The 24,991-nt window shown below is 33.5% G+C and carries 30 protein-coding genes; 12 read left to right on the forward strand and 18 right to left on the reverse strand.

What is annotated here, in order from left to right; translation table 11 throughout:
• The first annotated feature begins 13 nt into the window (after positions 1–13).
• The 3 genes from P163_RS12590 to P163_RS12600 all read left to right on the forward strand — a co-directional run bounded on the left by P163_RS12590 (position 14) and on the right by P163_RS12600 (position 1,987).
• Positions 14–913, forward strand: coding sequence for an NAD(P)-dependent oxidoreductase (locus P163_RS12590; RefSeq protein WP_034891768.1), 900 nt, complete (start codon positions 14–16; stop codon positions 911–913).
• A gap of 99 nt (positions 914–1,012) precedes the next feature.
• Positions 1,013–1,570 carry a YeeE/YedE family protein gene (locus tag P163_RS12595; RefSeq protein WP_034891771.1) on the forward strand — a complete coding sequence of 186 codons (558 nt, stop codon included), beginning with the start codon at positions 1,013–1,015 and terminating at the stop codon, positions 1,568–1,570.
• Positions 1,571–1,573: 3 nt separating this feature from the next.
• Complete coding sequence (locus P163_RS12600) at positions 1,574–1,987, forward strand: YeeE/YedE family protein (protein ID WP_034891773.1); 414 nt, start codon at positions 1,574–1,576, stop codon at positions 1,985–1,987.
• Here the strand turns inward: P163_RS12600 and P163_RS12605 are convergent.
• Positions 1,984–2,616: a trimeric intracellular cation channel family protein gene (locus P163_RS12605; protein WP_034891776.1), complete on the reverse strand. Its 633-nt coding sequence runs from the start codon at positions 2,614–2,616 to the stop codon at positions 1,984–1,986. The genes P163_RS12600 and P163_RS12605 overlap by 4 nt on opposite strands.
• A gap of 169 nt (positions 2,617–2,785) precedes the next feature.
• Here P163_RS12605 and trxB point away from each other — a divergent pair, with 169 nt between their 5' ends.
• Positions 2,786–3,760 (forward strand): thioredoxin-disulfide reductase, encoded by a 975-nt coding sequence (gene trxB, locus P163_RS12610; RefSeq protein ID WP_034891779.1) that lies wholly within the window; start codon positions 2,786–2,788, stop codon positions 3,758–3,760.
• A 66-nt stretch (positions 3,761–3,826) separates the two neighbouring features.
• Here the strand turns inward: trxB and P163_RS12615 are convergent, their stop codons facing one another.
• Genes P163_RS12615 through P163_RS12635 form a run of 5 tightly spaced genes read right to left on the reverse strand, consistent with a single transcriptional unit; the run spans position 3,827 to position 6,933 of the window.
• Entirely contained in the window at positions 3,827–4,054 is a 228-nt protein-coding gene (locus tag P163_RS12615) for a hypothetical protein (protein ID WP_034891782.1), read from the reverse strand.
• Positions 4,055–4,096: 42 nt separating this feature from the next.
• Complete coding sequence (locus tag P163_RS12620) at positions 4,097–4,288, reverse strand: hypothetical protein (RefSeq protein WP_034891785.1); 192 nt, start codon at positions 4,286–4,288, stop codon at positions 4,097–4,099.
• 2 nt (positions 4,289–4,290) lie between these two features.
• Complete coding sequence (locus P163_RS12625) at positions 4,291–6,075, reverse strand: PspC domain-containing protein (RefSeq protein ID WP_034891790.1); 1,785 nt, start codon at positions 6,073–6,075, stop codon at positions 4,291–4,293.
• A complete protein-coding gene (locus tag P163_RS12630) occupies positions 6,068–6,412 on the reverse strand; it encodes a PadR family transcriptional regulator (protein WP_034891793.1) in 345 nt (114 codons plus the stop codon). The genes P163_RS12625 and P163_RS12630 overlap by 8 nt, the downstream gene beginning before the upstream one ends.
• Entirely contained in the window at positions 6,409–6,933 is a 525-nt protein-coding gene (locus P163_RS12635; RefSeq protein WP_034891797.1) for a DUF4870 domain-containing protein, read from the reverse strand. The genes P163_RS12630 and P163_RS12635 overlap by 4 nt, the downstream gene beginning before the upstream one ends.
• A 146-nt stretch (positions 6,934–7,079) precedes the next feature.
• Between P163_RS12635 and P163_RS12640 the strand changes: the two genes are divergently transcribed.
• From P163_RS12640 to P163_RS12650, 3 genes are all read left to right on the forward strand, one after another.
• Positions 7,080–7,535: a DUF4442 domain-containing protein gene (locus tag P163_RS12640; RefSeq protein WP_034891800.1), complete on the forward strand. Its 456-nt coding sequence runs from the start codon at positions 7,080–7,082 to the stop codon at positions 7,533–7,535.
• A gap of 24 nt (positions 7,536–7,559) precedes the next feature.
• Positions 7,560–8,360 (forward strand): TIGR00266 family protein, encoded by an 801-nt coding sequence (locus P163_RS12645; RefSeq protein WP_034891803.1) that lies wholly within the window; start codon positions 7,560–7,562, stop codon positions 8,358–8,360.
• A 138-nt stretch (positions 8,361–8,498) separates the two neighbouring features.
• Positions 8,499–8,693 carry a hypothetical protein gene (locus P163_RS12650; RefSeq protein WP_034891805.1) on the forward strand — a complete coding sequence of 65 codons (195 nt, stop codon included), beginning with the start codon at positions 8,499–8,501 and terminating at the stop codon, positions 8,691–8,693.
• A 27-nt stretch (positions 8,694–8,720) separates the two neighbouring features.
• Here P163_RS12650 and P163_RS12655 read toward each other — a convergent pair whose 3' ends face one another.
• The 8 genes from P163_RS12655 to P163_RS12690 all read right to left on the reverse strand — a co-directional run bounded on the left by P163_RS12655 (position 8,721) and on the right by P163_RS12690 (position 16,418).
• Positions 8,721–9,674, reverse strand: coding sequence for a hydrogen peroxide-inducible genes activator (locus tag P163_RS12655; RefSeq protein ID WP_034891808.1), 954 nt, complete (start codon positions 9,672–9,674; stop codon positions 8,721–8,723).
• Between the two features lie 80 nt (positions 9,675–9,754).
• Positions 9,755–10,177, reverse strand: a complete 423-nt coding sequence (locus tag P163_RS12660; RefSeq protein ID WP_034891811.1) for a DUF2141 domain-containing protein — start codon at positions 10,175–10,177, stop codon at positions 9,755–9,757.
• 143 nt (positions 10,178–10,320) lie between these two features.
• Entirely contained in the window at positions 10,321–11,649 is a 1,329-nt protein-coding gene (locus P163_RS12665) for a DUF58 domain-containing protein (protein ID WP_034891814.1), read from the reverse strand.
• Positions 11,650–12,648, reverse strand: a complete 999-nt coding sequence (locus P163_RS12670) for an AAA family ATPase (protein ID WP_034891818.1) — start codon at positions 12,646–12,648, stop codon at positions 11,650–11,652. It abuts the gene before it with no gap.
• A complete protein-coding gene (locus P163_RS12675; RefSeq protein ID WP_034891822.1) occupies positions 12,641–13,849 on the reverse strand; it encodes a DUF4350 domain-containing protein in 1,209 nt (402 codons plus the stop codon). Before P163_RS12675 ends, P163_RS12670 begins: the two co-directional genes overlap by 8 nt.
• Positions 13,842–14,603: a hypothetical protein gene (locus P163_RS12680; protein WP_034891825.1), complete on the reverse strand. Its 762-nt coding sequence runs from the start codon at positions 14,601–14,603 to the stop codon at positions 13,842–13,844. Before P163_RS12680 ends, P163_RS12675 begins: the two co-directional genes overlap by 8 nt.
• Before the next feature lie 2 nt (positions 14,604–14,605).
• Positions 14,606–15,460 (reverse strand): hypothetical protein, encoded by an 855-nt coding sequence (locus tag P163_RS12685; protein WP_034891828.1) that lies wholly within the window; start codon positions 15,458–15,460, stop codon positions 14,606–14,608.
• Positions 15,438–16,418, reverse strand: a complete 981-nt coding sequence (locus P163_RS12690) for a stage II sporulation protein M (protein WP_034891831.1) — start codon at positions 16,416–16,418, stop codon at positions 15,438–15,440. Before P163_RS12690 ends, P163_RS12685 begins: the two co-directional genes overlap by 23 nt.
• A gap of 35 nt (positions 16,419–16,453) precedes the next feature.
• Between P163_RS12690 and P163_RS12695 the strand changes: the two genes are divergently transcribed.
• Positions 16,454–17,167 carry an RDD family protein gene (locus tag P163_RS12695; RefSeq protein WP_034894349.1) on the forward strand — a complete coding sequence of 238 codons (714 nt, stop codon included), beginning with the start codon at positions 16,454–16,456 and terminating at the stop codon, positions 17,165–17,167.
• A 4-nt stretch (positions 17,168–17,171) separates the two neighbouring features.
• Here P163_RS12695 and P163_RS12700 read toward each other — a convergent pair whose 3' ends face one another.
• A complete protein-coding gene (locus P163_RS12700) occupies positions 17,172–17,912 on the reverse strand; it encodes a peptidylprolyl isomerase (protein WP_034891834.1) in 741 nt (246 codons plus the stop codon).
• Here P163_RS12700 and P163_RS12705 point away from each other — a divergent pair.
• Both P163_RS12705 and P163_RS12710 read left to right on the forward strand, forming a co-directional pair.
• Complete coding sequence (locus tag P163_RS12705; RefSeq protein ID WP_034891837.1) at positions 17,911–18,552, forward strand: NUDIX hydrolase; 642 nt, start codon at positions 17,911–17,913, stop codon at positions 18,550–18,552. The genes P163_RS12700 and P163_RS12705 overlap by 2 nt on opposite strands.
• A gap of 61 nt (positions 18,553–18,613) precedes the next feature.
• Entirely contained in the window at positions 18,614–19,420 is an 807-nt protein-coding gene (locus tag P163_RS12710) for a lysophospholipid acyltransferase family protein (RefSeq protein ID WP_034891840.1), read from the forward strand.
• A gap of 18 nt (positions 19,421–19,438) precedes the next feature.
• Here the strand turns inward: P163_RS12710 and P163_RS12715 are convergent, their stop codons facing one another.
• Genes P163_RS12715 through P163_RS12725 form a run of 3 tightly spaced genes read right to left on the reverse strand, consistent with a single transcriptional unit; the run spans position 19,439 to position 21,048 of the window.
• Positions 19,439–19,894: a hypothetical protein gene (locus tag P163_RS12715; RefSeq protein ID WP_034891843.1), complete on the reverse strand. Its 456-nt coding sequence runs from the start codon at positions 19,892–19,894 to the stop codon at positions 19,439–19,441.
• 10 nt (positions 19,895–19,904) lie between these two features.
• Positions 19,905–20,549 carry a hypothetical protein gene (locus P163_RS12720; protein ID WP_034891846.1) on the reverse strand — a complete coding sequence of 215 codons (645 nt, stop codon included), beginning with the start codon at positions 20,547–20,549 and terminating at the stop codon, positions 19,905–19,907.
• 4 nt (positions 20,550–20,553) lie between these two features.
• Positions 20,554–21,048 (reverse strand): RNA polymerase sigma factor, encoded by a 495-nt coding sequence (locus P163_RS12725; protein WP_034891850.1) that lies wholly within the window; start codon positions 21,046–21,048, stop codon positions 20,554–20,556.
• A 120-nt stretch (positions 21,049–21,168) separates the two neighbouring features.
• Here P163_RS12725 and P163_RS12730 point away from each other — a divergent pair, with 120 nt between their 5' ends.
• Positions 21,169–22,476, forward strand: coding sequence for an NAD(P)/FAD-dependent oxidoreductase (locus P163_RS12730; protein WP_034891853.1), 1,308 nt, complete (start codon positions 21,169–21,171; stop codon positions 22,474–22,476).
• Positions 22,477–22,752: 276 nt separating this feature from the next.
• Complete coding sequence (locus tag P163_RS12735; RefSeq protein ID WP_034891856.1) at positions 22,753–24,906, forward strand: TonB-dependent receptor; 2,154 nt, start codon at positions 22,753–22,755, stop codon at positions 24,904–24,906.
• Positions 24,907–24,991: the final 85 nt, after the last annotated feature.

Here is a 24,991-nt window from a genome sequence, read left to right on the forward strand (position 1 = left end):
TTCAAGTTGACTTATGCGTAAATTCAATAAAATAGTAGCTGTAGATAATACGAAACTTCAGGAAAACGCCATAGATGAATTGAAGAAATACAGTGAAGGCGAAGTTCAAATTTATAATGATTATCCTCTTACAAATGCTGAGATTATAAAACGCATAGGTGATGCTGAAGCGATGCTAGTTTCTTGGCATACACAAATTAGTGAAGAGGTTATTGCTGCATGCCCTAATTTGAAATATATAGGCATGTGTAGTACTTTATTCAACGAAGAATCTGCCAATGTTGCTGTGAACTTTGCACGACAAAATGGAATAGAAGTCACAGGAATTAATGATTATGGAGATCCTGGAGTAGCAGAATATATTATTTCAACGTTGATACATCTGCTTCATGGTTTTGGTGAAAAGCAATGGAGAGAAATGCCTGTTGAACTTACAAATAGAAAAATAGGAATTATAGGTCTAGGTGTAACTGGGAAGTTACTTGCAAAATGTCTTCTGCCATTTGGTGCAGACCTATATTACTTCAGTAAGAGCAGAAAAAAAGACTGGGAAGAAAAAGGTGTTAAATATCTTAGTTTAGAGGAGTTGCTGAAAACTTCAGAGATTATAAGCATTCATCTCCCTAAAAATGTACAATTATTAAATGAAAGAGAATTTGAAGTTTTGGGTTCTGGTAAAATTTTGGTCAATACTTCTTTAGGTTTGCCTTTCAACGAAGAAGCCTTAAAAAACTGGATAAAAGATTCTTCGAATTATGCAATTTTTGATGGTGATGCTAAAAATGCGCTAGACGGAAGAATATTAAAGAATAAAAATATAATCTTTTCAGAAAAAAGTGCTGGCTGGTCTGCAGAAACGGAAATTCGTCTATCTAAAAAAGTTGTTCAAAATGTCAAGAATTATTTGAAATAGTTCACCATTCATGTTAAGTTTCCTTTATTGTAGTGTAACAAATGTTACTTCAATAATCGATAGAATACCTTTTCTTTGCATCACTAAAAAAAATAAAATATGGAATGGATTTTTGAACCATGGCCTTGGTATGTTGCCGGCCCATTAATTGCTTTAATTATGTTCTTGCTGATATTTATAGGTAAGCAATTTGGAATGTCTTCTAATCTTAGAACGATGTGTACCATATGCGGAGCAGATAAAAAAGCAGATTTTTTTGATTTCAATTGGAAAGATCAACGATGGAACTTGGTGGTGGTATTAGGAGCAGTAATTGGAGGTTTTATTGGAGCTCACTTCTTATCTAATGATATTAGCGTGGCGATTAACCCAGATACTGTTGCAAATCTACAAGCTATGGGAATTGAGAGTGCAGGAAAAGCTTATTTACCTACAGAATTATTTGGAGTAGGAGCCTTTACTGATATTAAATCTCTTGCTATCTTATTAATTGGTGGTTTGTTGATTGGATTTGGTGCAAGATATGCCGGAGGTTGTACTTCTGGGCATGCTATTTCCGGATTAAGCAATTTACAATTACCTTCTTTGATCGCAGTAATAGGATTTTTTGTAGGTGGATTATTTATGATCCATGTTTTATTCCCTTTAATTTTTTAAAATATGAGAACACTTAGTTATTTATTTATAGGAATATTTTTTGGAATTGTAATGTTCAAGTCTGAAGCAGCTTCATGGTTCAGAATTTATGAAATGTTCAATTTTCAATCATTTCACATGTATGGGATCATTGGATCTGCATTGGTAATTGGTATTGTAGGTATTCAATTGATCAAGAGAAATAATATAAAATCATTTTATGGAGAACCTATAAAGTTCACCCCTAAAGATAAAGGAGTAAGCAGGTATCTGTTTGGCGGAATTATCTTCGGACTTGGTTGGGCTTTGGCAGGTGCTTGTCCTGGACCAATCTATACCTTAATAGGAGCCGGATTCCTTCCTATTATCGTTGTTCTTATAGGTTCTTTGTTGGGAACTTTTATTTATGGACTGCTTCGTAAGAAATTACCTCATTAATTGTCTTCATCTCCGGCAGTAATATAGAAAAATGGTAGTGAGATCTTGTATTTCACTACCACTAATCTTATACTTATAACAATAAGTGCAGTAACAATGTAGATCACATCTTCCTGAACTCCCAGATAATATAAGATTACATAGGCCAACCCTCCTGTAAGAGAAGCGGTGGCGTAGATCTCCTTTCTAAAGATAACAGGAATTTCATTACATAGGATATCTCTAATAACTCCTCCAAAAGTACCTGTCATTGCACCAATAGCTATAGATATTACAGGATGTAAATTATTCTGAATTCCGGCTTCTACTCCAATTATTGTAAAGATCCCTAAACCTATGGTATCAAAAAGAAAGAGGGAAGTTTTAAGATAATTGATCTGATTCCTAAAAATAATGGTTAGAATAGTTACTACTCCAATGAGGTATATATAACTGATATCTTCCATCCACATAACCGGAGTATTCCCTATAAGAATATCGCGCAAAGTACCTCCCCCAATAGCAGTTACAAATGCTATAATAAAAGTGCCAAAAAGGTCTAATCTTCTACTCATAGCAGCAAGTGCGCCAGAGATAGCAAATGCAATTGTACCTAGTAGGTCTAATATATTGAATAGTGATATATCCATAGATTGGCAAAGGTAATTTTTAATGTATAATTTCGACTAAGGATTACCTATTTTACGAAGAATTTTGAAAAAGTATAAGTTTAAACTATAAATAAATAGTAAATCTTAAGAACAATTAATCGGAGGTTTTGGTTAAAGTTTCTATTTTTACAATCATAAAATTATTGAAATGACTGAGAACGTTGAAAAAATAAAATGTCTTATCATAGGATCGGGTCCTGCAGGATATACTGCTGCAATTTATGCAGCTCGCGCAGATATGAAACCTATTATGTATACAGGAATGGAGCCGGGTGGACAACTTACTACTACTACAGAAGTTGATAATTTTCCAGGGTATCCACAAGGAATTGATGGTCCTGCCATGATGGTAGATCTTCAAAAGCAGGCAGAAAGATTTGGAACCGAAGTTAGAATTGGAATGGTTACCGAAGTAGATCTTAGCAAAGAAATTGGTGGAATACATAAAGCTTGCATAGATAACTCTCATTGGGTGGAAGCAGAAACTGTAATTATATCTACAGGAGCAACTGCCAAATATCTAGGTTTGCCAAGCGAGCAACGCTTAAGAGGTGGAGGAGTTTCTGCCTGTGCAGTTTGTGATGGATTCTTTTATAAAGGCCAGGATGTAGCAATTGTTGGTGGAGGAGATACCGCTGCAGAAGAAGCTACCTACCTTGCTAATATTTGTAATAAAGTTACGATGTTAGTTAGAAAAGACGAAATGAAAGCTTCTAAAGCTATGCAGCATAGAGTTACTACCACTAAGAATATAGATCTTAGATATAATACCGTTATAGACGAAGTGTTAGGAGAGCAGGTAGTTGAAGGTTTGAGAATGAAGAACAATCAAACTGGAGAAATGGAGACTATAGATATTACAGGTCTTTTTATTGCTATTGGGCATAAGCCTAATACCGATATTTTTAAAGGTCAGTTAGATATGGACGATTCCGGATATTTAGTAACCAAAGGAAAAAGCACTAAAACTAATCTTCCCGGTGTTTTTGCTTCGGGAGATGTGCAGGATAAAGAATATCGCCAAGCTATTACTGCCGCAGGTACAGGTTGTATGGCTGCTTTAGATGCAGAGCGCTATTTGAGTGTTGTAGAGGAGCAAAAAGTGGATGAAGTTACGGCTTAGATCACTTATTATATGAAATAAAAAAGTCCCGATAATTATCGGGACTTTTTTGTTATAAACTTTATGCTAATCTACTTTTACCTTTTTCGTTACAGTACCGTCATCATCTTTGGTGATCTTGATCTTCTTATCATCGGTCTTGATCTTAACCTTGTCACCATCGTTTTTAACTTTTACTTCTACACCATTTTCTGTAGATAAATCATCTGCATCATCGTTTACATTTTCTCTACAGGAAACTAATGATATACTTACAACAGTAACTAGTAGTAATGAACTAAAAAATCTTTTCATAAATTTTATGTTTAGGTTTATCCTATTAAAGATAGTCTTATTTTAGATAATATGGTTATTAAGATTAAGATCATCATTTTTATGAAAAGAGCAAGTATTCACGTTCCTGCTAGTATCACATTGTTCGGTTCTAATTTGATCTACTACTTTATTCTTTTCTGTTTTTTCTATAACAGTGAAGCTAGAGATCAAACTTATAATATATACTATTACTAATTTTACCAGAGCTGTCATGGCTAGTCGGTTTGAATTCTAATACCATTCTTGTCTATTTCAACTTTTTTACTTCGATTCTTATTGATCTTTATTCCATCTTCATCGATCTTAATACTAACTTTAGAAGTAGAATCGTTCTCATTTGTAATAGAAGCTTCAAATTCATTGTCTTCTTCATTCCAAGTAGCCTCATTCTCATCATCCCAAGAATCGTCATCTTCCCAAGAATCATCGTAATGATTAAGCGGACATTCTTTGCATAAAGTTCCATCTTCCGTTATGATCAAGAAATTATCTTCTTCTCCAGACTTCAAAATATTTCCGAAGTTATGACGATTGGTAAAAGAAGTAGTATTTCTATCTGCTCTAAGCGTTGTTCCTTCTGGCAAGTAAACCACCACACGTATTTTTTGATCTCTAAAGTAATTTTTTGCATTGGTTGTTAGATATGAATTCAGCAGTAATTCATTTCCTGAAAATTTAGTGCCGTAATCTATACTTTGAGCTCGTTGTCTGGCATCTTTGTAATCTGAACCTTCTGCTTTTTTAATGATCTCTATTCGTCCTAAAGAATCTTTAGTAGATCTTACCACTACATCTATATCTGTATTATAGATGATCTGATTATCATCATCATCATACTTTAACTTTACAGAATTTCCGTGCACGCTAGAAGCATATGTAGGATTGTATCTCATACTTAGATACATGGTATCTTTAGCAGTAACTGGTAAATTTTCAGTAATGATAAACTCGCCATCAAAGGCTCTTTTCGTGGCTTGAGAGACTCCAATTATAGAAAGTCCTATCAAGGATAATAACCATAACCCTAATAGCACTAGTTTTGTAGGAGTACCTAAAGATTTCAGGTTCTTAACCAATATCTTCAAGCCTAAAATGAAAAGGAAGAATACTGGTATTCCTGCTACAAAGAAGGCTAATAAAGAGATTAACCAAAGCGGAGCTCCTATTCCTGCCATTTCTACATAATCTGTCCACGGAGCATCTATAATTCCGAAAGTTCCTACTGTAAATAAAGCTATAAAAAGCCCAATAAGTATAGAACCTGCAACTAATAGGATCATGATACCGATAAATTTAACAAAGATGTTTAGCATAAATAGAATGGCAGCGCTTATTCCAGTAGCAGCAGAGGTTGCTCCAGATCTTGCTTGCTTCCCGTACTTCTCATAATCTACGCTTTTTACCTTTCCTGCTACATCGTCAAAACCTTCACGAATTTTACGCTCGATGTTAGAAATATTAACCTCTTCTCCTCGCATAGAAAGTTTGTCTGCAGTGGTTTTTGCTTCAGGAACAAATATCCAGAGTGCAATGTAGATCAATAAGAATGCACCACTAGAAGCTATGGTTAAAATTACCCATAGTAGTCTTACCCATATAGATTCTATTCCCATATAATGAGCTAATCCAGAAGATACCCCTCCAACATAAGAATGATCTGTATCTCTAAACAGTTGTTTTCCGGTAGTTTTAGTCTGAGAATATGAGTAAGAGGGCTCGTCTTCAAAGATCTCTTCATCTACCATATAATCTTCAGGTTGGCCCATGATGGTAATTACTTCATCTACTTCTTTATAACTTATTACCTGGCGTTCATTCCTTATCTTTTCTCCAAATAATTCAGCTATACGCGCCTCTATATCGGCTATAATTTCGTCTTTACCTTGAGTGTTGTTTAAAGAACGTTTTATTGTGTCAAGGTAATGTTGCAATTTAGCGTAAGCATCTTCGTCTATATGAAAGAAAACGCCTGCAAGATTTATGTTTACTGTCTTATTCATGATTCTTAGATTTTTGCGTGGTTACTATAGTTACAGCAGTTTGTAGTTCGTCCCAAGTATGGGTAAGTTCTGTTAGAAATAATTTTCCGGTATCGGTTAATCCATAATATTTACGTGGAGGTCCACTAGTAGATTCTTCCCATCTATAATTGAGAAGACCTGCATTCTTAAGCCTAGTGAGTAAGGGGTAAATTGTACCTTCAACCACTAGTAATTTGGCGTCTTTTAGAGTTTCAAGAATTTCTGCTACATAAGCATCATTGTCTTTTAACACAGAAAGAATGCAATATTCCAGAACACCTTTACGCATTTGTGCCTTCGTGTTTTCAATCTTCATAGCGTTTGATTTTGAGTGTTGTTAAACTGTTCATTTTTTGATGTATGATCTCCACTATTTGTGGAACTGATGAAATTGATGGTAATAGGGTATTTATAGTTATGCCCGTCTTTGGCTTTAATTGTCGCAGAAATTACAGCAACAAGATCTGTGATGAATAAACCTAGGAGTATGATCCCGATAATGATCATAAAAACTATTAAAGGAATAGCAGTATTTAGATTGCCTACTCTTATAGAATCTTCAGAAAAGAAAAGGGGACCCTGTTCACTTATATTCATTCCCATAATTACTACTCCAGATATTCCAATAGCTGCAACTAATACAAAGTATAAGAACATACTTATTTGAAAGTTGAGCGCTTTTTTGCCATGATCGTCTACAAATGGATCTTGTTTTTTAGCGGTCCATAGTATCAATGGAAAAATAAAATTTCCAAAGGGGATAAAATATTTTGAAAATGTTGACAGATGGATGAAGGCTGCAACTGTTTTATCCGGGTTTGTGGTTTGTGTGTTCATGATGAATGGTTTTATCTTATACAAATATATATCTAAAAGAAGGTATTATGCAAAGCAAAGTACTGTATATATTTAAAATTTATGAAACTTTAACATTTCGGTATGTTTAGAATTTTGAATACTTTTATGAAAAATATTACTGAATAATGAAGCTATCACCTAGTAAACTCAATAAATACGTACTTTTTAAACTTCCTAGTGCTTGGCTTACCGGAGTAAGAGTTAAAGAAATTAATGAGAATCAATGTACAGTTTCTGTAAAACATAGATGGATCAATCAAAATCCTTTTAACTCGATGTATTTTGCAGTGCAGGCAATGGCGGCTGAATTAAGTACCGGGGCGTTGGTAATTGGGAATATTCAACAGAGCGGAAGAAAGATCTCCATGTTGGTAGCGCAAAATAAAAGTACTTTCTCAAAAAAAGCTACCGGTCGAATTAATTTTGTTTGTAAGGATGGATATTTAATTTCAGAAGCTATTCAAAAAACCATTGCCACTGGAGATGGACAAACATTTTGGATGAAATCTATTGGTACTAATGAGGAGGGAATAGTAGTTTCTACATTTGAATTTGAATGGACAGTAAGAATTAAGAAATAAATCTTTTAATTAAAATAAAGTCTTATGAACTCACATGAAATAGATTACGAGATCTTTGGGGAAGAGATGCAGTATGTAGAATTGGAACTAGATCCTTCTGAAGCGGTTATTGCTGAAGCTGGAAACTTTATGATGATGGATAGCGGTATTAAGATGGATACTATTTTTGGAGACGGCTCTGCTCAAAACGAAGGATTTTTAGGAAAGGTTCTTGGGGCTGGTAAACGTTTGCTCACCGGAGAAAGTTTATTTATGACCGTTTTTACTAATTATGTTCAGGGTAAAAAGAAGGTAAGTTTTGCATCTCCATATCCGGGAAAGATCATTCCAATAGATCTAAACATTTTTAATGGAAAGTTTATTTGCCAAAAAGATGCTTTCTTATGTGCAGCAAAAGGAGTTGCTATAGGAGTGGAATTCAGCAGAAAGTTAGGTAGAGGGTTTTTTGGAGGAGAAGGTTTCATTATGCAGAAACTAGAGGGTGATGGATTGGCATTTGTACATGCCGGAGGTACCATGGCAAAAAAGGTGTTATTACCTGGAGAAAAGTTAAATGTAGATACAGGTTGTATAATAGGATTTACTCAGGATATCAACTACGATATTGAATTTGTAGGAGGTATTAAAAATACTTTTTTTGGCGGAGAAGGGCTATTCTTTGCTACTCTTACGGGGCCGGGAACCGTTTACGTCCAGTCATTACCGTTTAGTAGATTAGCTAACAGAGTATTGCAGGCTGCTCCCCAAGGTGGAGGTAAAGATAAAGGAGAAGGTAGTATTCTCGGCGGAATTGGAGACATTATTAGTGGTGATAATAGGTTCTAAAAGTTAAATAAAAGTAAGTATCGCAAACGTTTTCGTTTTAATTTTGTACCTTTAATTGAAATTAAAATTCTAGGCTTATAGACCACTTCTACTTATTATATTTCAATTTTTAACAATAACCTAAACCAGTATCAAATTATGGCGAGAGCGATGTTTGAATACACCAAGACAATCCTTAACAAGGTGAGTTTTGATGCTGTTCTTTTCTGTAGAGAAGTAGAAAAAGCACTCCAGAGATTATTACCTCATGAAATTGAGGAATTAAAAATATGGATTGTCTCACTTACAAAACAGAATCCGGAATTAAACCAATGTTTAATATACTTAGATTAATAAAAAAGCGGCAATTTGCCGCTTTTATTATTTTGAAGATTTTTGATTGTTAAGAGGACTAATGATCTTAATATTTTGAAAAGCTATGGCTCCCTTAACAACTCCAGCTATGGTTGCTCTTAGTGCTTCAATTATCTGCATTTTTAGTTCACTCTTGTTATAGATCAAACTCACTTCTCTTGCAGGAATTGGATCTTCAAACATTTTTAAGTTTTTACTTTCAGACTCCTTTAGATCTAAAGTATGTAAATAGGGCAGAAGGGTCATACCTAAACCTTCATTGGAAAGTTTAATAAGAGTTTCAAAACTACCGCTTTCTAGTTGAAAATGATCACCATCGTAATTTCTAGAAGCTTTACAAAGATTTAAAATACCATCTTTAAAACAATGTCCGTCTTCAAGTAACAACATATCATCAACATCCAAACTCTCTGTGGTTATCTTTCCAGTATTAGACAATCTGTGGCCAGATGGTACATATGCTACAAATGGCTCATAATACAAGACCTGCTCTTTAATTCCATCTATCTCTAGAGGTGTTGCTGCAATTGCCGCATCTAAATGTCCTTCCTTAAGTCTTTCTACTATAGCTTCTGTGTGAAGTTCTTCAATCTTTAACTTTACTTTTGGATATTTTTTAATGAAATTATTTAAAAACATTGGTAAAAGTGTAGGCATTACCGTTGGAATTACTCCAAGCCTAAATTCTCCTCCTATAAATCCTTTTTGCTGATCTACAATATCCTGAATTCTGTCACTCTCATTAACAATATTTCTAGCCTGATTTACTATTTTCTTACCTGTCTCAGTAAGTTGAATAGGTTTCTTGGTTCGATCAAAAATTTGAATATCCAATTCATCTTCCAGTTTTTGAATTTGCATACTCAACGTTGGTTGCGTAACAAATACCTTTTGAGCTGCCTTGGTAAAATTTTGATGTTCTGCCACCGCTAGAACGTACTGTAACTGAGTAATAGTCATAAAGTCGTTATTTGATCGGTCACAAAGGTATTGATTAATTCTATACTACAAATTATTATTTAATGATTTGTCTATAGTGACTAATTCAATTTAATGTTCATATCTATATCTTTATTTGCTACCTCAAATTTTGCTTCTTCCCATTCTGGAGGACCATACATATTTACAGCATTATTGGAAATGCCGTATCTTTCTTTAGGCATTCCACTTGGCTCAAAATCCATTTGATCATTGCCATTCATATCATGGAAACAGGAGATAGCATACGTTCCTTTTGGTACATTTTCAAATGTTATTTGGGCTACGCCATCAACAACTTCACTTTTAGCCATAAATTCTGGTTTGGCCTTCATAAATGTAGATTGTGTGTAGAGACCAAATAGAACAGATCCATCGTTAGTTTTTATGTTCTCAATTTTAACTGAAATCTTAGAACTTTCTTCAGTTTGAGCGTAAAAACTCATGGTAAGTAGTAATGCGATTAATACGGTTAATTTTTTCATATTTGTTGATTTTTAAATTGTTAAGATAAATATATAACCAATTATACTATCTAATTAAATAAAGATCCTCAACTGTACAAATTGATGGATCAACTGTAATAATTAGTTAATAATGTTTAATCTAGTCTGCTTAACAATCAAAATTACAGAATTCCACGTGCTTTGATCTCTAAATATTTATTAATAGTATTTAGAGTAAGATCTTTAGGCTTGGTAAGAACTGTTTGGATTCCATTTTGTAGTAAAAGCTTTTGCATTAATCTTTTTTCTGAGGCGAATTCTTGAGCGATGATCTTATGAGCAATATCCTGAATCTTGCTAGCATCTTTACCTATTACACTGTTAATCTCTGTATTCTCGAAGAAGATCACAACGAGGACATGTTTTTTCGCTATAGCTTTTAAATAGGGAAGCTCTCTTTTAATGGCATTAGTATGTTCAAAATTGCTATAAAGCATGATCATACTACGATGTTTTATTTGTTTATTAATAGTAGCGTATAGCAATCCAAAATCTGAATCTAGAAATTCTGTTTTGATATTGTATAAAGTCTCTAGTATAGAAAGCAGGTTTGTTTTTTTAGAATTGGCAGTTACTATCTTACCGGAGGTATTGGAAAAAGACATCATGCCTACTTTATCTTTTTTTTGTAGGGCTACGTTAGAGAAAGCTAAGGTGCTATTAATAGCATAATCCAATAAGCTAAGATTTTCAAATGGCATCTTCATCACACGGCCTGTGTCTATTATAGAATATATAGGTTGGGCTTTTTCTTCTTGATATTGATTGACCATCAAGGAGCCTCGTTTTGCTGTGGCCTTCCAATTAATATTTCTTATATCATCCCCAAGTATATAATCTTTGATCTGCTCAAACTCTTGGGTATGCCCGATTCTTCTTATCTTCTTTAATCCTGGTTGTCTTAAACGCTTATCTATAGCTAGAAAGTCGTATGCTTTCATTTGAATAAAAGATGGATAAACCTTTACCGCTTGCCCATGATCAAAAACCTGCCTTTTTTTTAGCAATTTTAATTTAGTGGATATGAATATGTTGAGATTCCCGAAAAAATATTCACCTCTTTCATAAGGTTTGATGGTATATTCAAAACTATTTTTAGAACCAGCTTTCATTTCTAAAGCCTGCAGAAAATCACGTTTTTGGAATTGAACTGGAAGTTCATCTATTACTTCAATATAGATCTTAAATGTATAAATGCTCCAAATTTTAATTATAACGGCATTGCTATCAGAATTAGAGAACTTATCGGGTAATATCCGCTCAGATCGCATACCGTTCTTAGAAAACAATAAAAGTCCATCTAAACATACAACAGCACAAAGCACCATTGCTATCACCCATGTGATTGCATACAATTCTATTATCCAATAAGAGAACAAAAATAATACGGCCAGTATAAAAAGTGCCCAGAAAAATCTCTGATGAAAATAGATTGCCTTTAAGAATTTCACTTACCTAGGGATTTCAATTGAATTAGTAATCATTTCAATTACATTTTCTGGAGTTACTCCTTCCATTTCTCTTTCTGGAGAAAGAATTATTCTATGGGCAAGAACAGGAGACAGAACTTTTTTTATATCTTCTGGGATTACAAAATCTCTCCCATGTATTGCTGCCATAGCTTTTGAAGCATTCATAACTGCTATAGAAGCTCGTGGCGAAGCACCTAAGTATAGATGAGGGTGATTTCTTGTCTTAATTACTAGCTGTGCAATGTAATTGAAAAGTTTATCTTCTATAATTATTTCTTGTATCTGCTCCTGAAGATGTTTTAAGGAGGTAGGAGAAAGAACAGCCTCAATTTGCACCTCAGGAGGTGTACCTTTTCTATTATGGTGAGATTTTAATATCTCAATCTCCTCTTCTTGATTTGGATAATCTACTTTTATTTTGAAAAGGAATCTGTCTAACTGAGCTTCTGGTAACGCATAAGTACCTTCCTGCTCTATAGGGTTCTGGGTTGCTAAAACCATAAACGGAGGTTGCATCTTATATTTATTCCCATCTATAGTGATCTGCCTTTCTTCCATCACCTCGAACAAGGCTGCCTGTGTCTTTGCAGGAGCTCTATTAATCTCATCTATTAATACGACATTAGAAAAAATAGGTCCTGGTTTAAATTCGAATTCTGATGTTTTTGGACTTAATATGGAAGTTCCCAGAACATCACTTGGCATTAGATCTGGAGTAAATTGAATTCTGCTGAACTCAGTTTGAAGCGTTTTTGCAAAAAGTTTTGCTGTAATAGTTTTTGCTACTCCTGGTACTCCTTCTATTAATACATGGCCGTTAGCTAATAATGCGGTTATTAAGAGCTCAATAAAATTATCTTGCCCTATGATCACCTTGTTAAGTTGTAACTTTAATGTTGATATAGCTTGCTGTAATTCATCCAGCGGTATTCTATTATTAAAATTCAATTCTTGATTTTCTAAAGATTCGTTATTCATTACTGGCATATTTTAATGTCTGGATTGTGCGATGGATTTCTTCTAATTCAATTTTAGAGAGCTCTTCTTTTTTAGAAAGCTCTGTGATCTTTTTAAATTTAGATCTAATATCTTCTTTGCTTAGATCTAGCTTAGCGGAAAGATCTACAAAGAATTCTTCATTTAAGTTATTGGTATCTAGTCTATAATGAGTTCTAAGATATTCATATAAATGTTGAATATCTTTAAGTGCTAAACTTTTAAATTGCTTTTGCTCCAAGTAAAGTTCTGAAATGGTTTGAGAATATTCATAACTTTTATTTTTTAGAGGAGTTACTACTGGAATAGCTCGTTGCTTTCTCTTCCCTTCAAAAATTATAAATAATCCGGCAGCAATAAGTACGAAGTAATATGCCCATTTAAGTGCTTTGTTATTCAATAATATATATAGGGGAGAAGTATGATAAACTTTCCCTGATTTATAATGATCATCCCAATAAACTTTAGTTTTAGCAGGGATATACGCTAAAGCATTTTCAGCATATCTGTAATTAGTATCTGAAAGCAGAAAATAGTTGCTAAAAACTTCGGGCATAGTATGTAGGTAGATTTGTCCATTTCCAAATTTAGAGCTTATGAAATTTGAATAAGCCCTATTTTTCTCATCGAATGAACTTGCATTTACCACTCCTAAAGTTTCCTGATGCAAGCTATCAGATTTTTCCAGTCTAATAATTCTTCGTTCTTGATCTAAATGATAAGGACGCTTCCTCCAAAAAGACTTTTTGGTTAAATTAAGATAGGGTTGTTGTTTAAAATTTTCACCCGGATTAACAGTAAAAGGCTCAATATCGAGAGTGTCTAAAAGATTTTTTGAAATATTATTAGCAGATAGGTATAAATTATTTCCCTTAGAAACCCATGTTAGAAGTTTATCTAATTCTGCCTGATCGATAAAAATATTATCATTCAGGAAAAAATAAGTGCCTTTCGGGTCTTCTTCAGATAAAAACTCAAATGGTGACTGTCTTACTTTTTGAATCTCATGCGTCCCTGCATCTGTCCAAGTCTCATAGAGTACATAACTTCCTAAAGCTATTTTATCTGATTCCAAATAACTAGCATTCCAATTAATAGGTCTACTTGTAGTAGCTTCCAAATAAGTAAGTATAACTAAAAGAAGTAGAAATGCTCCGAAAATGAGCTTAAAGCTTTTACTCATCTTTTAAGGAATTTAGATCATTTTTAATCCCTTTAAATGATTCCTGAGCTCTCTGAAATTCTTTTTCACCAATATTAAAATTCCCATACCAGATAAAATCATAAAGCCTTATAATATTTTTAAAGGATGCTTTTAGCTCTAGATTCTTAATTTCGGCTAAATAATCATCATTGGTTTTCTGGAATTCGTAGTTTATAGTTCCTTCAGAATTAAAAATCTTAAGAAGCTGTAAATAGTAATACCGGATAGCAAGTCTATAATCTTGAGCTTGAATGGCAGACGAAATAAGTTCATCTATATTTTTAGACCTTATGATCTCTTCCTCAGCATTAATATAAAAAGCGGTGTCTTTATTTTTATGTAGCATGGAAGTTGAGGCGCTCAACTTACTAAAAAGCCATCCTATTAAAAGAACTAAAATACCAAGTAAGAAGTAAGGTAAGATCTTTAAAAGCAAAGAAACGGCGGTACTGGTACCAAATTGTTCAAAGAACCAAGTTACAAATTGATTATATTTTAATCTTAGCCAATTTTTAAATCTAGCCCACCACCCATCGCTTTCTGCATTATTTAAATATGCAAAATCTTTAGAATTCTTAAATTCTTCAATTTTATTTGAATTAAAGGGTACTGTAGAAATTAGTGTATCGCTGTTGGAAATCTGCGTAATTGTATCATTATTGATACTAACCTGAGCTTTTGATGGAAAGCTTAAGAGTAAGGAGAAGAATAATACGATTACACTAAATTTCATTGTTAGTTCCCTAAGTTATCTATGTTCTCATAAGTTCCTGTGAAATTTTTCTTTTCATTCAAACTAAAATAAATAAAGGATATACAAATTACAGAAACGGTAGCAAGGAGATAATTTACAATAGACCCAAAAACATTAAGAATTACAAAAACCCAATCTGCCTCTGCAGTTGCCGCAGATACTTCTCCAGATTTAGTGAAGATTCCCATAACGGTGTAAATCACAGCAGGTAACTGAAAAATATAACCTATTATGTAGATCAAAATTCCAAAAACTATTAGCGTAAAGAAGGTATACCACCAATTATCTTTAATGTAGTGTAGACAGGAGGAAATAGTTTCTGTAAGACTTTCTTCATTAAAGATCATTACTGCAGTACCAATACTAAGGGGTACCATAAGATAGATTCCCGGTAATACCAGTAAAAATAATCCAGCAATTACCAAAATTGCGGAAACTATAAAGAAGAGAAAGAACTTTGCGAAGTAATTGCGATGTCCTTGTTTAATTTCCTCTTCTACTACCATACCATTATTAATGATATAAGATTTTATATAATTTAATACGGTAGCGTATAAAGAAGAATAAAAAATTAATAAGGCTAGGGCAAATACCAAAAATGCTATTGAGAACTCCGCTGTTCTGCTTTGCATTAGTGTTGCAGGACTGTTACCTCCAGAAACCATATAAGAATAATAAGTAAGAGCAGCAACCAGCAATAAAAATGCAGGTCCGGCAATCTTAAAAATGATCTTAAATAAGGGTTTAAAATTTTGTCTAAAAAACGAAAAGGTATCGCTTAGGATAGCTCCAAGATCTCGCTCCTCCTTAAATTCAATGTAATTTTTCTGCTGCATTAGATTGCTGTTTTTTATATAAATAGATTGGATAATAGACGTAATAGAATAATATGGTTAATAGTGAAATAGTAATTATTAAAATTGCTAGCCAATCTGGCATCTCTGTAATTCTAGTTACAAAACCCTCAAGAAATCCTGCAATGATAAAGAATGGTATAGTACTCATAACTATCTTAAGTCCATTCTTTATACCAGCAATAAATGATGTTAATCTAGTATAAGTGCCAGGAAAAAGTATCGCTTTTCCTAAAACTAATCCTGCACATCCCGCTACAATGATAACCGATATCTCTATGGTACCATGAAGCCAAATTGTTCTTGCAGACTCCCAAAGCAACCCGTTTTGATAGAAAAAATATTGAAAGGATCCTAACATAATGGCATTTTGCATAAGCACTAAGGCCGTTCCAAGTCCGCCAATAATACCTAAAGTATAAGCCATTAGAGAGACTTTTATATTATTAATAGTAATTCCCAAGAACATATCTATCTGCCCCATTTTTTTGTAAACCGCCATAGGATCATTATTTGAAATGTTCTCCAGGGTCATATTCACATATCCATCGCCAAGGATAGCTCTTATAAATGTTCCATCACTGGCTGCAGAAAATATTCCTACTATCACAAAAGTGCTAAATATTAGAAAGCTTAACAGTAATTGACGTTGATGTTTATAAAAAAATAGCGGGAAATCTTTTACGTAAAAATTATAAAATGCATTTCCAGATTCTTTCTTATTGCTATATATCTTTTGGTGTGCAGAAGATGCAATTTGATTAAGATATGCAACTGTGTTACTTCCAGAATAGAAGGTTTTAGCGTAGCTAAGATCGTCTGTAATTTCAAGATATAGAGCAGAAATAATTTCAGGAGCTATTGTTTTATAATTCTGAAGCTCATTTTCAAATTTCAGCCATTTATTCTTATTTTGCTTCACGAAAGCAGCCTCACGCATAGATGGTTATTATTTCTCTCAAAGAAACGTATTTAATGGATAATTTTCAAATAGAAACAGCCCAAAATATTGGTATTCAACAAAAAATTGCAGGTATAGGAGATAGGGTGCTTGCCTTCTTGATAGATCTGTTTATTTTAGTGGTGTATGGTATTATTTCTACCATTTCCATGTCTAGTTTATTGGGAGATAGAGGAGAGACCTATATGATCTATATGGTGATAGGGCTGCCGGTATTTCTATACTTTCTTTTATGGGAGACTTTTTATAACGGTCAGACTCCGGGAAAATCTATAATGAAGATCAGGGTTGTTCAGCTAGATGGTTCCAGACCCAGATTTAGTCAATATCTCATTAGATGGTTATTACGTACTATAGATATTTCTTTAGGAAGTGGGAGTATTGCAGTGGTAAGTATATTGATGTCTGGAAAAGGACAAAGATTAGGAGATATGGCTGCGAAAACCACCGTTATTAGTGAGAAAAAAGATATTACTATAGCAGATACCTTAATTACAGATATTTCTGAAGACTACAAACCAAGATATCCACAAGTAACCATCTTAAAAGATAAAGATATTCAAGATATCAAGGCTATGTTTAGGAAAGCTCAATTTAATGGAAATCATCATATAATAGTAACTCTCTCACAAAAAATAGCAGATCTTTTAGAAGTCACGCCAGAGGAAAAGCCAATAGACTTTGTAGAGAAAATTATTAAAGATTACAATTATTTTACCCAGAAGTAAAAGATCAATCTAACACTTCAACCTTGATGGTAATATTAATAAGAGGCCATTCTCCCTGTCCAACTTCTTGATTGTTTATTTCATCTACCACGTCCATACCTTTAACCACTTTTCCATACACAGTGTGCTCATTATCTAAATGATGAGCACCTCTATGATCTTGAACTATAAAAAACTCTACGGGAGAAGAGGCATCACTAACGTTTTGCTCTGCATATTTGGCAGCAGAAAATGAACCTCTGTTATGCGTATGTCTAGCACTGGTCTCACTTGGAATAAGATAGGACCCTATATTATTTCTTTTTAGAGCTGTTTCAGGATTATCTGAATTACCACCTTGTATAACAAATCCTTTTGCGACTCTATGAAAAAAGGTATCATCAAAATATCCATGTTTTGCCAAGAAGATAAAATTGGCTCTATGTAATGGAGTATCTTTAAATAGCTCCACATCAATATTTCCAAATCTAGTAATGATCCGCACCTTGGTTTCCGGGTTCTTTTTACCATAATCTGTTAGAAAAGGTATCAACTCTTCCTGAACGAGCATGGGCTTATCTCGTTTGGTTAAAATATCAATACTATCAATATCTTTATTTTTTGCTACCTCTTTTACAGGTTCTTTCTTGGTTACAGAAGTGCTTACAGGGTCTTGTGTATTAATTTTCTTTGTTTTTTGCGTATCTTCACAACTTGCCAATAAAAGGCAGAAAACGCAAAATATAATAGATAGTTGTCTGATCATGAATTTTGATGAATTTAAATATAAGATCTCAAATTTAAAGAATTTAGAACTTCCGGGAGAATCAGCGCAAATTAAATTGGCACCGGCTATGCGTGTTTCAGAATTAAAGGCCTTAGATATAGCTTCCAAAAAGCCTAATAAAGCTGGAGTTATGGCTATTTTCTATCCTAATGATCGCCAAGTTACCAATTTAGTATTAATACTAAGAAAGACTTATAGAGGTGTTCACTCCAATCAGGTAGGTTTTCCGGGAGGAAGAGCAGAGGTGTTTGACAAGAATATGAAATCTACCGCCCTACGAGAAACAGAAGAAGAGGTGGGCATTCCAAGAGATGAAGTCACCGTAGTTAAAAAACTTACTAAATTATATATTCCTCCAAGTAATTTTTGGGTACATCCTTATGTAGGTTTATTAAATGCAACTCCAAAATTAATTAAACAAGAATCTGAAGTAGAAAAGATCTTAGAGATAGATATAGATGAGTTTCTAGATGAGAGAAATCTAATCTCTAAAAAATTAAGCACTTCTTACGCGAAAGATATTGATGTTCCTGCTTTCTCTCTTAATGGTCATATTGTTTGGGGCGCTACCGCAATGATGCTTAGTGAACTTAAAGAGCTCCTCATAAAATCACTTTAGATCTATTTATTATATTTGCCGATTTTAACAGAAATTAACAGTTTAATAGTTGAAGTAATTAATGGGACTATTTAAAAGAAATCCATTTGGACATATTTTATTAATAAAGAAGTGGCTAATTAGAATTTTTGGCTTACTAACCCATAGAAGATACCGTGGGTTTAATGAACTTAAGATAGAAGGATCTGAGATCATTAAAAATTTACCTCATAATAATGTTCTTTTCGTTTCCAATCATCAAACCTATTTCGCAGATGTGGTAGCAATGTTTCATGTATTCAATGCCAGTCTAAGTGGCAGGGTAGATTCTATTAAAAACGTTGGCTATATCTGGCAGCCTAAATTAAATGTATATTATGTTGCGGCTAAAGAAACGATGCAAGCCGGACTTCTTACTAGAATTATGGCCTATGCTGGTGCTATTTCTGTAGAAAGAACCTGGAGAGCTAAGGGGCAGCAAGTACAGCGAGAAGTAAATCTTAATGATACCCAAAGTATAGGTATAGCTTTAGAAGATGGATGGGTAATTACTTTTCCTCAAGGTACAACCAAACCCTTTAAACCCATTAGAAAAGGAACGGCACATATAATAAAGCAATATAAACCTATCGTAATTCCGGTAGTGATAGATGGATTTAGAAGATCATTTGATAAAAAAGGTTTAAGAATCAAAAAGCGAGGAATTCTACAATCTTTTCAGATCAAAGAACCCTTAGATATAGATTATGATAATGAATCTGTGGAAGAGATTGTAAAAAAACTAGAGTATGCTATAGAGCAACACACCTCCTTTTTAAAGGTTATTCCAACAGAAGAATTAGATGCTATAGAGAAACTTAATGAGCAAAGAAGCTGGGAACAGTATTAATTTTTAATCCTATTACTATCATATAAATTTTTGGATCACTTTATTTTCCTGTTGAGCAATTTTATCTTTTCTAGTTCCAAGGATAACTCCAAAGATGAGTCCGAAAACTACTCCGAAAACCAGGTTAATACTATTATCTAAGGTAGCAGTAAGAAGCAGCCCAAGCGGTAATCCGAAGATAGTCATACCTAAAGTAGTATAAAGATCTCGATAGTAGTTTTTGGGTATAATACCAAGATCTGTCTTAATAATATGAAGAATGCTATGATATGTCATATCCAATAAATTTTGAATCTTTATTGAATTATCTATAGCACAGGAATTCACCTTATCTATTTGATAATTTATTTTATAACAAACCTCTTCCGGTATGTTCTTCGATTTGATTTCGGCGATCAACATCTTCAGATTAGAGATTGAAACATATAGTTCTAAATCTCTATCCTCAGATAACTCCAAGTGATGTATGTGCATAATAGAATCCCTAATTTTCTATTTCAAGTCTTTTAAGTTCCTTATAATTTTTTTGAAGTCTGTTTAATAAGATCCCATAAAGCAGTTTGTAAAACAACCAGATGAGCCCTAAGAATACAAGCATAAAAACTACAAAACCAACAATTAATAAAAGCCATTGCGAAGTGTCAAAATCGTATAGGGACGGATTTTTGATCTCCAGATTGGCGGTATGATATTTTAATGTAAAGTATGTATAAACTAAGAATGTAAACCCGGTTGATATAAGAATGTAACCTATATAGTATTTTACCGTTTTACGAGTGTTGATGATATTCTCCATTAAGATAGCTGCACTATCTGTAGCTGTTATTTTTTTATAATTTTTATAGAATTTAAATATAAAATAAAAAGTTATTACGTAACCAATTAGATACAATCCAATGGTAAACCATTTTAAATGGATCTTGTCCATCTCTTTCCAGAAGTCTTGATCTGCAAGGCAGAAATTCAATATACCCCAAAATACAAATTCTAAAACGCTAATAATAAAGATCCATCTTACAATAGAAGAAGATTTTTTCCATATCATTTTATAGAGCTGGTCATAGCTGAGTTTGGGATAATTCCCATCCTGCTTTTTCCAGTCTTTTTTTAAAAATTCTAATTCATCCATTGTTCTACGGATTTAATATTTTCTTTAGTTTAGTTTTCACTCTATTCATTTTCACTCGTGCATTCACTTCACTAATTCCTAATGTGTCTGAGATTTCTTTATAGTTTTTATCTTCCAGATATAAAAAAACCAGTGCCTTATCTATATCATTAAGTTCCTTTACAGCGTTATACATTAATTTTAATTGCTGTTCTTCTTGCGGATCATATTCCTGCGCCTGAATTCTAAAATGAACCGTATCATAATCTTGCGTTTGAATACTTCTTTTCTTCTTTCTATAAAGAGTAATTGCTGTATTAAGCGCTACTCTATACATCCAGGTGCTAAATTTAGCTTCTCCTCTAAATTTAGGGTAGGCTTTCCAAAGTTGTATGGTAATTTCCTGAAAGAGATCATTGTGTGCAGCCTGATCATTTGTATAAATACGACAGATCTTATGCACTATGTTCTGGTGCATTTCTAAGTTCGATACAAATTGATGTTCAAGTTCCTTGTCCACAGTAATTTTCTGATATCTATAGGTACAACAATCTAGTAAATTGTTACAAAAAATTATAATATATAGTTAATCCATGGCAAATCTGCTAGTTAAATATTAATTTTGAAAGAAACCAACTATATGAATATCCCAAGAACTAGTTTACCTAGGGTTGTTATTATTGGAGGAGGATTTGCAGGAATGGCTTTAGCCAAAAAGTTATTGAAAGAGGAGGTGCAATTAGTGCTTTTAGATAGAAATAACTATCATACCTTTCAGCCTTTGCTATATCAAGTATCTACCGCAGGCCTAGAACCAGATTCTATAGCATATCCTTTAAGAAAGATTATCAGAAATAGTGATAATTGCTATTTCAGGTTAACAGAGGTAAAATCCATTTCGCCAGAATCTCACACCATTCATACATCTATTGGAGAAATAATTTATGATTATTTGGTAATTGCTACTGGTTCTAAAACAAATTTCTTCGGAAATGAAAGCATAGAGAAGAATGCTATGTGGATGAAAACAGTGCCGCAAGCATTAAACATAAGAAGTTTGATCTTGGAAAATCTGGAACAGGCAGTTATAACAGATGATCCAGAAAAGAGAAAATCTCTTTTAAATTTTGTGCTAGCAGGAGCAGGACCAACAGGTGTAGAATTAAGTGGTGCTATTGCAGAACTCAAGAATAATGTAGTACCTAAAGATTATCCAGATCTAGATCCCAACGAGATGCAGATCCATCTTTTAGAAGGTTTAGGAAGGGTGTTACCTCCTATGAGTGAAACAGCCTCAGAAAAAGCAGAAAAATTCTTAAAAGAGCTAGGAGTTCAAATTCATCTAAATACTATGGTAGAAAGCTATGATGGTCATTTAGTAAAAACCAATAATGGACTAGAACTTAAAACAGAAACTTTTATTTGGTCTGCGGGAGTTACCGGAGCCCCGGTAAAAGGCTTAAATGCCTCAGCGCTGGTAGATAAGGCCAATAGATATGAGGTTAATGTTTTTAATCAAATTCTGGGGTATGAAAATATTTTCGCTATCGGAGATATTGCTTTAATGAAAAGTTCAGATTATCCAAAAGGTCATCCAATGGTTGCTCAACCCGCAATTCAGGAAGGACAGCATCTGGCTAAAAATTTAAAACATTTAATAAGAGGAGAGAAATTAGAGCCCTTTAATTATTTTGACAAAGGTACCATGGCAACCATCGGTAGAAATAAAGCAGTGGTAGATATTGGGAAATTTAAATTTGGAGGATTTTTTGCCTGGTTTATATGGATGTTCATTCATCTATGGTTTCTTATTGGTTCTAGAAATCGAATAGTAACATTCTTTAATTGGGTATATAATTATGTGAATTATGATAAGGCAGCAAGATTAATTATAAGACCATTTAAGAAGAATCGTAAAAATTTAGAGACAGATCAAAGAAAGGTTTAATAAAAACTTTTCCTTAATCTATAATAATATCGCAAAACTGAATAAGAGATATTATAATATCTAAAAGCCCGTTCCATATGTGAGCGGGCTTTTTTAATCTTAAGTTCAAAGAATAATATGGGAATTGCTGATTTACTATTGGAACTCTAATTCTGAGGAGATCATATCTTAAATTGATTAATTAGCAGTTCATCTGCATAAATTGACGGTTGAGTATTAAATATTGGTTTCACCTTAATAATAGAATCAATTTTGATCTTATAAAATCAACGAATTATGAGATCTCACTTATTTATAATATTCCTTTTTAGCTTCCAGTTATTTTATGCACAAACTCAGATTACCGGAGTAGTGGTAGATACTAAAGGTAAACCTATATCTGGAGCCAACGTTTTTGTTGAAGGAACCTATAGTGGAGATACTTCTAAGGAAGACGGTTCATTTTCATTCTCCACCAATGCTTTAGGAGAGCAATCTTTACAGATCTCGTTCTTATCATTTCAAACAGCCAGATATTTTGCGCATGTTGGTAAAATGACCTCACTAAAGATCACTTTAAAAGAAGACCTTAATTCTTTAGATGCAGTTATTCTAAATGCCGGATCTTTTAAAGCTGGGGGTACTTCTAAAGTTTCAGTATTAAAACCATTAGATATAGTTACTACTGCAGGAAGTGCTGGAAACATTATTGCAGCGCTACAAACATTACCGGGAACCCAGGTAGCGGGAGAGAGTGGTAGGTTGTTTGTAAGAGGTGGAGAAGCAGATGAAACACAAACCTATATTGATGGCTTAAGAGTGGCTCAGCCGTATGGGGCAAGTGTACAAAATGTTCCTAGCAGAGGAAGATTTTCACCGTTTCTATTTAAAGGTATTTCTTTTCAAACTGGCGGATATAGTGCAGAATATGGAGAAGCTCTATCCGGAGTATTATTATTAGATTCAGAAGATGACGTGGAGCAAGATAAAACGGAAATCTCTCTTATGACGGTAGGATTGGGCATGGGAAATACTCAGAAATGGAAGAAGAGTTCATTAAGTATTAACACCTCCTATATAAATCTTGCACCTTATATGCTAATAGCGCCGCAAAATCTAGATTGGGTAAAGCCCTTTAGAACTATCTCCGGAGAGGCTATTTACAGACAATCTCTTAAGCGAGGTCTTTGGAAAACCTATGCAGCTTTTGATAATTCTAAATTTGAATTTAACCGAGAGAATATCGATCTGGCAATTCCAGAAAATATAAACCTTAAGAATAATAATTTTTACTTCAACACTTCTTACCTAGGAAATTTTGGAGATAGATGGGAACTCAATACAGGAATTAGTTATGGTAGAGGAAACAACTCCCTTAATTACAACTCCACTAGTATCAATAATACGGAGGATGCTATTCACCTAAAAATGAAAGTTAGTAATAGATTTTCAGATCACTTAAAAATTTCTGCAGGTTCAGATCTATTTAACACAGATTTTGAAGAGCAGATTGAAATACCAAAAAACGTATTGTATAATTCTAAATTTCAAACAACCATAGGTGCTATTTATACGGAAGCAGACCTCCTATTTAGCAAATCTCTAGCTCTTAAAGTAGGTGTTCGTGCATCTTATAATAATTTACTAAAAGAAAGTAGGGTAGCGCCTAGAGTTTCCTTTGCTTATAAGACTAGTCCCTTTTCCCAATTTTCCTTTGCCTATGGGAATTTTTCTCAAACTCCTAAAACAGATTACTTAAAATTCAATGATAAATTATCATCAGAAAATGCTTCTCACTATATTCTTAACTATCAATTCAATAAGGCAAATCGCTTGCTTAAATTAGAAGCCTATTATAAAGATTATAGAGATCTTATAAGATATACACAAGGTGAGAATTCGGAGCCAACTTTTTTGAACAATTCAGGAAATGGCTATGCTGGTGGCTTAGATATTTTTTATAGAGATGGTGCTAGTATAAAGAATTTGGAATATTGGATTTCATACTCTTACATAGATTCTAAAAGAAGATATAAGAACTTCCCAATAAAGGCTACGCCAGGTTTTATTGCAGATCATACCCTGTCTATAGTCACCAAATATTGGATTAACGATCTTAGATCTCAGGTGGGGATTACTAATTCATTTAGTTCAGGAAGACCATATAACAATCCTAACCTATCGTCTTTTATGAGCGTGAAAACCAAAGCTTATAATAATTTGAGTTTGAGTTGGGCTTATCTTTTAAGTCCTCAGAAAATTCTTTATTTCTCAGTCTCTAATGTGTTAGGGACCAAAAATATTTTTGGATATGACTATGCTTCTACTGTAGATACTAACGGAAATTTTAGAAGGCAGGAAGTGGCTCCCACAGCAGATAGATTCTTCTTTGTAGGATTCTTTTGGACCATTAGCAACGATAAAAAAGCGAACAACCTTGAAAATCTTTAACTCGCTTTAATTTTAATTACAGTTCATCCTTATAATTAAACAACTGGGTATATCTTAATTTCTCAAAGAGAACAAACCATAGATA

It is taken from the genome of Gillisia sp. Hel_I_29, from assembly GCF_000744275.1.
Classification (GTDB): domain Bacteria; phylum Bacteroidota; class Bacteroidia; order Flavobacteriales; family Flavobacteriaceae; genus Gillisia.